At 70.3% G+C, this 7613-nt stretch carries 8 protein-coding genes; 6 read left to right on the plus strand and 2 right to left on the minus strand.

Features of this window, described 5'->3' with window-relative positions; all coding sequences use genetic code 11:
* The coding region (locus AB0M88_RS52305) for a glycosyltransferase (RefSeq protein ID WP_364115823.1) at nt 1-1442 on the minus strand (1442 nt) is incomplete at its 3' end.
* 291 nt (nt 1443-1733) lie between these two features.
* Here AB0M88_RS52305 and AB0M88_RS52310 point away from each other — a divergent pair.
* Nucleotides 1734-2606 (plus strand): LLM class F420-dependent oxidoreductase, encoded by an 873-nt coding sequence (locus AB0M88_RS52310; RefSeq protein WP_364115826.1) that lies wholly within the window; start codon nt 1734-1736, stop codon nt 2604-2606.
* Nucleotides 2603-3256 (plus strand): HAD family phosphatase, encoded by a 654-nt coding sequence (locus AB0M88_RS52315; protein WP_364115829.1) that lies wholly within the window; start codon nt 2603-2605, stop codon nt 3254-3256. The genes AB0M88_RS52310 and AB0M88_RS52315 overlap by 4 nt, the downstream gene beginning before the upstream one ends.
* A 32-nt stretch (nt 3257-3288) precedes the next feature.
* On the opposite strand, the gene AB0M88_RS52320 is transcribed toward AB0M88_RS52315, so the two are convergent.
* Complete coding sequence (locus AB0M88_RS52320; RefSeq protein WP_364115832.1) at nt 3289-4431, minus strand: FAD-dependent monooxygenase; 1143 nt, start codon at nt 4429-4431, stop codon at nt 3289-3291.
* A gap of 66 nt (nt 4432-4497) precedes the next feature.
* Here AB0M88_RS52320 and AB0M88_RS52325 point away from each other — a divergent pair, with 66 nt between their 5' ends.
* The 4 genes from AB0M88_RS52325 (at nt 4498) to AB0M88_RS52340 (ending at nt 7544) form a co-directional block, all read left to right on the plus strand.
* A complete protein-coding gene (locus tag AB0M88_RS52325) occupies nt 4498-5160 on the plus strand; it encodes a TetR/AcrR family transcriptional regulator (RefSeq protein ID WP_364115835.1) in 663 nt (220 codons plus the stop codon).
* Nucleotides 5161-5236: 76 nt separating this feature from the next.
* Nucleotides 5237-6910, plus strand: coding sequence for a sodium:solute symporter family protein (locus AB0M88_RS52330; protein WP_364115837.1), 1674 nt, complete (start codon nt 5237-5239; stop codon nt 6908-6910).
* A 10-nt stretch (nt 6911-6920) separates the two neighbouring features.
* Nucleotides 6921-7208 carry a hypothetical protein gene (locus tag AB0M88_RS52335; RefSeq protein WP_364115840.1) on the plus strand — a complete coding sequence of 96 codons (288 nt, stop codon included), beginning with the start codon at nt 6921-6923 and terminating at the stop codon, nt 7206-7208.
* A gap of 84 nt (nt 7209-7292) precedes the next feature.
* A complete protein-coding gene (locus tag AB0M88_RS52340) occupies nt 7293-7544 on the plus strand; it encodes a hypothetical protein (RefSeq protein WP_364115843.1) in 252 nt (83 codons plus the stop codon).
* Nucleotides 7545-7613: the final 69 nt, after the last annotated feature.

Raw genomic sequence — 7613 nt, forward strand, 5'->3', positions numbered from 1 at the left:
CTGGCGGGCGGCGGACCGGCTGGTGGCGCGCTGGCGGGCGGCGGACCGGCGGGCGGCGCGCTGGCGGGCGGCGGACCGGCGGGCGGCGCGCTGGCGGGCGGCGGACCGGCGGGCGGCGCGCTGGCGGTCCGCGGAGTGGCTGGGCGCGCGCTGGCTGGCCATGGGCTGGCCGGCAGCGGGCTGGCCGGCCGGGGACGGGCGGGCCGGTCGAGCGGCGCCGGAATGTCGGCCAGCCAGAGGTCAGCCGGCTCCGGGCTGCGCCGAGGCGGCCCCCAGATCGGCTCAACCGGATCTTTCCCGGCTCGACCCTCTTCGGCCCGATCAATTTCGACCCGCCGGGGCCCTCCCCCGTTTTCGATTCTCGCGGAAAAACGAAGATCGTGGGGGGCGCCTGTGGACAACTCGCTGCTGTGGACAGCGGCACTCTCGCTTGAGCCAGCTGTGCTATCGGAGGCGGCGGAGCGGCGATCGGAGAGCGGCCGCCGCCGGTCGGGCAGCGCGCGGCGGTCGGGCTCGTGCTGAAGCGGGGCGGACTGAAGCGGTGCGGCCTGAAGCGGTGCGGACTGAAGCGGTGCGGCCTGAAGCGGTGCGGCCTGAAGCGGTGCGGCCTGAAGCGGTGCGGCCTGAAGCGGTGCGGGCTGAAGCGGTGCGGGCTGAAGCGGTGCGGGCTGAAGCGGTGCGGGCTGGAGCGGTGCGGGCTGGAGCGGGGCGGGCTGATCGACGGGGCCCGGGGTCGGAGCCGGGGCCGAGTGGCGGGCCGGGCGGGTGGCGCGGCCGCGGAACTCCGTCGCCAGGGCGCGCAGCCAGTGGCCGACCGTGGCGCGGTCGTGGTGGGAGCTTCGGCGCATGCGGGGGTAGGCGACGCCGGGGACTTCGGTGACGGTCAGGCCGCGGGCCGCCGCGCGTACCGCCAGGAGGGCCTCGATCTCCGGGCCGTCGCCCCAGACCGGCAGTGTGGCCGACGGGTCGGGCAGGGCCAGGCGGTGCGCGGTGTCCCGCCAGAAGGCGGTGTAGCCGAAGCCGGGGTCGGTGCGGTGTACGCCGTAGAGGGCGTTCAGGAGCCAGACCAGCGCGAGGTTGAGGCCGCGGCGGAAGCGGCCCGCGGTCAGGTCGCGGCCGCCGTCGCGGTAGCGGGAGCCGGCGGCCAGGTCGGCGCCGGCGACCAGCGCGTCCACATAGCGCCGCATCTCGCCGGGGTCGGTCGCGCCGTCGCCGTCCAGAGTGACCACCACGTCGCCGGTGCCGGCCGCGACGCCGCACGCGAGCGCGTTGCCGAGGCCGCTGCGGGTCTGGCGGACGAGCAGCGCGCCGGGGCAGGCGGCGGCTACCGCGGCCGCGGGGACCGGGGCGGCGGTCACGACGATCACCTCGGCGGCGGCGGGCAGCGTGCGCAGCATCGGGGGCAGGCCGGCGGCGTCCCGGACCGGGATCACGATGCTCACGGAGGGTGACGTTCGCCGGGGCCGGTGGGGCGGCCGGCCGGCTGGTGAGGGAGGCATGGCGGTGCTCCTCGCGTTGATTCGATCTTCGAAGCTACCGGTCGGCAACCGTCGGGCAACTCGCCGAAACGGTGGAGGAGCCTCGGCTCAGCGGTTCGTTTCGGCCGCGGCCCGGACCACGCGGAAAAGACGGCGTCGGCCCGTTATGCGGTTGTTGGGCGGTTACGCTGCGTACAAGAAGGGGGGTTTGGGTGTAGGTTTTTGATTTGTCACGGACGAAGGGAACTGTCCGCAGTGAGACTTGGCCTGCACATCTCAGATTTCACCTGGCCGGAAGGCGCTCCCCGCCTCGGCGCCGTCTTCGGCGACATCGCCGCGGCGGCCGACGAGGCCGGTTTCGACCGGGTCAGCGTGATGGACCACCTCTGGCAGATCGGGGTCAACGGCCCGCCCGAGCACGAGATGCTCGAGGCCTACACCGCCCTCGGCTACCTGGCCGGAAAGACGAAGAACGTCAAGCTCCTCACCCTGGTCACCGGTGTCACCTACCGCGACCCGGGCCTGCTCGCCAAGGCTGTCACCAGCCTCGACGTGCTCTCCGGCGGGCGTGCCATGCTCGGCATCGGCGCCGCGTGGAACGAGGAGGAGTCCCGCGGCCTGGGCCTGCTCTTCCCGCCGACCAAGGAACGCTTCGAGCGGCTCGAGGAGGCGCTGCGGATCTGCCTGCAGATGTTCCACGGTGACGAGACGCCGTTCCAGGGCCGGCACTACCAGCTCGGCCGGCTGCTCAACTCGCCCGCCCCGCTGAGCCGCCCGCACCCGCCGATCCTGATCGGCGGCGGGGGCGAGAAGAAGACGCTGCGCCTGGTCGCGAAGTACGCCGACGCCTGCAACCTCTTCCCGACGCCCGAGGTGCAGCACAAGCTCGACGTGCTCAAGCAGCACTGCGACGAGGTCGGCCGCGACTACGACGACATCGAGAAGACCGTCCTCTTCCGGTTCGACCTGGGGGAGAAGGGCGAGAACATCGGCGAGATCCTCACCAACCTGCGCAACCTCGCCGGGATGGGCTTCACGGTCGCGCACGGCGGCGTGAAGCGGCCGTGGATCACCGAGCAGTTCGAGACCTTCCAGAAGGAGATCATTCCGGCTGTCGAGGCCCTGTGATCAAGGCAGTTGTCTTCGATCTCGACGGCGTCATCATCGACTCCGAGGAGGTCTGGGAGGAGGTCCGGCGCGGCTACGCGGCTGAGTACGGCCGGCGGTTCCTCCCCGACACGCAGGACCGCATGATGGGCATGAGCACCGGTGAGTGGTCGCGGCACCTGGCCGAGGAGGTCGGCGTGCCGCGCACCCCGTCGCAGGTCGCTTCCGATGTGCTGAGCCGGATGGCCGCGCGCTACCGGGACGACCTGCCGCTCATCCCGGGGTCGGTGGCCGCGGTGCGGCGGCTGGGGGAGCGGTTCACGCTCGCCCTGGCCAGCTCGTCCGCCCGCGTCCTGATCGACCAGGTGCTTCAGACGGCCGGGCTGACCGACGCGTTCGCGGTCACGCTGTCGACCGAGGAGGTGCCGCGCGGCAAGCCGGCGCCCGACGTCTATCTGGCCGCGGCGTCGAAGCTCGGGGTGCCCGCGGCCGAGTGCGCGGCGGTCGAGGACTCGAGCAACGGCCTGCGCTCGGCCGGCGCGGCCGGGATGGCGGTGGTCGCGGTGCCGCACGGGGTCTATCCGCCGGCGGCCGACGCCCTGGCCCTGGCCTCGCTGACGGTCACCAGCATCGAGACACTGACGGCCGACGAGGTGGCCGCCCTGCGCTGACCGCGGATCAGGGCGGTCCAGCGATCGAGCGCTCAGACATAGTCGGGGAGGGCGAGGTTGGTGCTGCGGTCGCCGGCGATTTTGAAGGTCATGTCGAGGAACCACCGCCGGTTGTTGAGCCAGTTGCGCGCGCGGATGCCGGTCGCGGTCTTCGGGGCCAGGAACATGCCGGTGGTGTCGCCGCCCTTCTGGGTGCCGCGGGCGAACTTGCCGATCCTCTGCTCGTAGCGCGGGAAGGCCACGGTGTGGTCGCCGCCGGCGGCGGCGAGCTCGCCGGCCAGGACGTACGCGGAGACGATCGCGGTGCCGTTGCCCTGGCCGCCGATCGTCGCCCCGCAGGCGGCGTCGCCGACCAGCGCGACCCGGCCCCGCGTCCACGCCGGGTTGTCGACGCGGCAGATCTGGTCGAACCAGAAGTTGTCCGCCGTGTCGACGTAGGAGAGCAGCTCGGGGGTCAGCCAGCCCATGCCGGCGTACCGCTCGCGGAGGATGTTCCGGGCCGCCGACGGGTCGTGCCGGTCGTACGCCAGCTTGGGTGAGCGGAAGCAGAAGGTGGTGGCCCCTCGCCCGACGCCGGCCATCCGGCCCGGGGTGTTGTGCATGACGATGCCGTCGGAAAGGCCCAGCGAGTCGGGCACGTCCCAGCCGGCCACGTAGTAGCCGAGGTGTTTCACGAACTGCTCCTCGGGCCCGAACGTGAACCGCCGCACCGCCGAGTGCACGCCGTCGGCCCCGATCACCAGGTCGAAGCGGCGCCGCAGGCCGCTCGCGAAGGTCACCTCGACCCCGGACGCGTTGTCGGTCATGGCCGCGATGCGGTCGCCGAACAGGTATTCGGTTGTGTCGCCGGCCGCGTCGCAGAGGACGCGGGACAGGTCGCCCCGCTTGACCTCGAGGTCGCCGCCGGCCAGCTCGGCCGGCCATTCCATCAGCTTCGCCCCGTCGGCGTCGACGAAGCGCATCACGGTGCCGTGGGTCTCGACCGCCTGCAGCGCCTCGACGATGCCCATCTTCCGCAGCACGCCCATGTGCAGCGGCCCGCGGAAGTCGACCGCGCTGCCGCCGGTCCGCAGGGCCGGCGCGACCTCGACGATCGTCGGCCGATGTCCGTAGCGGCCGAGCCAGTAGGCCAGGGCCGGTCCGGCGATGCTCGCACCCGAAATGAGAATGTCCATGGAAACTGTGTCCTCCGTACTCAGTTATTTCTGTGTACGGTAGACACTGTTTGAAGGGAGCGCAAGATGACGGCCGAATTTCTCTGGCAGCAGCGGGCCAAGCCGACCCGGGGCCCCAAGCCCGCGCTGACGCTCGACCAGATCGCCGACGCGGCCATCGCGATCGCCGACGCCGAGGGCCTGACCGCGGTCTCGATGCAGCGGGTGGCCGCCGACCTGGGCTACACGAAGATGTCGCTCTACCGCTATCTGCCGGGCAAGGCCGAACTGGTCGCGGCCATGATCGAGCGCGCGATCGGCGAACCGCCGACACTCGACGAGAAAGACGGCTGGCGGGCCGGCCTCACCACCTGGGCCCACACGCTCCTGAGGAGAACCGAGGGGCACGCCTGGGCCGAGGGGGCGACGACCGGCTCCCGCCCGATCGGCCCGAACGAGCTCGGCTGGACAGAACAGGCACTGCGCGTACTCCCGCCGGCGCTGAATGGCGCGGAGCGCATGGATACCGTGGCGACCGTGGCCGGTCATGTCCGGATGATCGCCGGGCAGAACGTGCAGAAGGCGCCGGAGGAGTCGTTGCTGCGCGCCATGGCCGAGCACGCCGACCAATACCCGGCGGTCGCCGCGGCGATGGCCGACATCGCGGCGAACGGCGGCACCGACGAGGCGTTCTCGTTCGGGCTCGGGCGCATCCTGGACGGCCTCGACGTGCTGATTCGCAGCCGATAACGAACTGGACGCATTCAGGTGTGAAAGATCCTCGCGATGGGTAGACGGTCGCCGACTTCGCGCTTGGAGGTGGCCTGTGCAGGAATTAGCGGCGGCGAGCGGCCTACGGTTGGACCTCGACGTATTCGATTACCTGATTCTGGGGCTGTACTTCGTCACGGTTCTCGGCATCGGGTTCGCGGCCCGAAGAGCGATCAGTTCGAGTGCCGACTTCTTCCTCTCCGGCCGGTCGATGCCGGCCTGGGTGACCGGGCTCGCCTTCGTCTCGGCCAACCTGGGCGCCCTCGAGATCATCGGTATGGCGGCCAACGGCGCCCAGTACGGCCTGCTCACCGTGCACTACTACTGGGTCGGCGCAGTCCCGGCGATGGTGTTCCTGGGCATCGTGATGATGCCGTTCTACTACGGCTCGAAGGTGCGCAGCGTCCCCGAGTTCCTGCGCCGCCGCTTCAACAACTCGACCCACCTGTTCAACGCGGTCAGCTTCGCGCTGGCCCAGGTGCTGATCGCCGGCGTCAACCTGTACGCCCTGGCCCTCATCCTGCAGGCGCTGCTCGGCTGGCCGCTCTGGCTGTCGATCGTGATCGGCGCCGCGATCGTGCTGACCTACATCAGCATCGGCGGCCTCTCCTCGGCGATCTACAACGAGGTGCTGCAGTTCTTCGTGATCCTGGCCGGCCTGATCCCGATCACCATCGTCGGCCTGGTCAAGGTCGGCGGCTGGCACGGGCTGACCGAGAAGGTGCGGGCGACCAAGCTCGGCGACGCCGCCCTGCACACCTGGTCGGTCACCGGCTCGACGCACAACCCGCTGGGCGCCAACTGGATCGGCATCATCTTCGGGCTCGGCTTCGTGCTGTCGTTCGGCTACTGGACGACCAACTTCGCCGAGGTGCAGCGGGCGCTGAGCGCCAAGGACATGAACGCCGCCCGGCGTACGCCGATCATCGGCGCGTTCCCGAAGATCTTCATCCCGCTGCTGACCGTGATCCCCGGCCTGATCGCCGTCGTCACCGTCAAGGGCCTCGGCGCCAAGAGCGGCGACCTGCAGTACAACAACGCGATCCCGCTGCTCATGCGTGACCTGCTGCCCAACGGTGTGCTCGGCATCGCGGTCACCGGCCTGCTGGCCTCGTTCATGGCCGGCATGGCCGCCAACGTGAGCGGTTTCAACACGGTCTTCACGTACGACATCTGGCAGTCCTACATCCGCAAGGACCGCAGCGACGACTACTACCTGCGGGTCGGGCGGATCGCCACGATCATCGGCGTGCTGATCGGCATCGGCACCGCGTTCATCGCCTCCGGCTACTCGAACATCCAGAACTACATCCAGGCGCTGTTCAGCCTGTTCAACGCCCCGCTGTTCGCGACCTTCATCGTCGGCATGTTCTGGAAGCGGATGAGTTCGTGGGCCGGCTTCTACTCGCTGGTGCTCGGCTTTTTGGCCTCGCTGGTGCTCTACATCGGTTATCTCGCGGACATCTTCAAGTTCGGCTCGGACCTCTCGGAGAGCTTCTGGGGCGCCGGTGCCGCCTTCGTGGTCGCGGTCGTGGTCGCGCTGATCGTCACCACGTTCACCAAGTCGAAGGACGAGTCGGAGCTGCGCGGGCTGGTCTACGGGCTGGGCGGCAGCACCACGGGCAGCGACGTCATCATCGGCGCGCGCACGACGTGGTGGCGCAACCCGGTGGTGCTCGGCGTGATAGCCGTCCTGCTGGCCCTCGCCCTGTATATCCCGATCTGGTAGGAGAGCTGTCATGGCGGAAGACACCCAGCGCAAGAAGGTCACGCGGCTCTTCGACGTCCGCCTGGTGATCGGCGGCCTGTTCACGATCTACGGCGTGATCGTGACGTTGGTCGGCCTGTTCGACACCCAATCCGAGATCGACAAGGCCCAGGGCGTACGGATCAACCTCTGGATGGGCCTGGGCATGCTCGCACTCGGGCTGCTGATGCTGCTCTGGCTGCGGCTCAACCCGCTGCCCACCCCCGAGCCGGGGGCCGAGGAGGCCGAGGAGAAGGCCGACGCCCGACCATCTGATTGAGGAGCCGGTGCGACCGGGGTGCAGATGGGTTGCACAGCGTCCTCATATGTTGGGCGGCCCCCGGGCGTGCCGATTACCCGGGGCATGGAACCTCTGTCCTCAGTCAGCTTCGTCACCGCGGGCGGCAGCCGTGCCGCCGGGTGGCAGCAACAAGTGCGCGTTGACTACGTCGTCAACAAGGTCTCGCAGACGCACCGCGGCCAGTCCGAGGATGCGGTTGCGCAGGCGATCCAGGACCAGCTCCGAGCAGTCGGAGTGGTGGCCAACGGTCGAATGGTGGCCCAGTACGCCTCGGCGATCTCGTCCCTTCCGCAAATCCCGCCCAAGTCCAGATGATCGGCCGGGGGGGGGGGGGGCGGCGCGGGGGGGGGGGCCGGCGGCGGCACCGGGGCCGGGGGGAAAAGC

The organism is Actinoplanes sp. NPDC051411, from assembly GCF_040682075.1.
Lineage (GTDB): Bacteria > Actinomycetota > Actinomycetes > Mycobacteriales > Micromonosporaceae > Actinoplanes.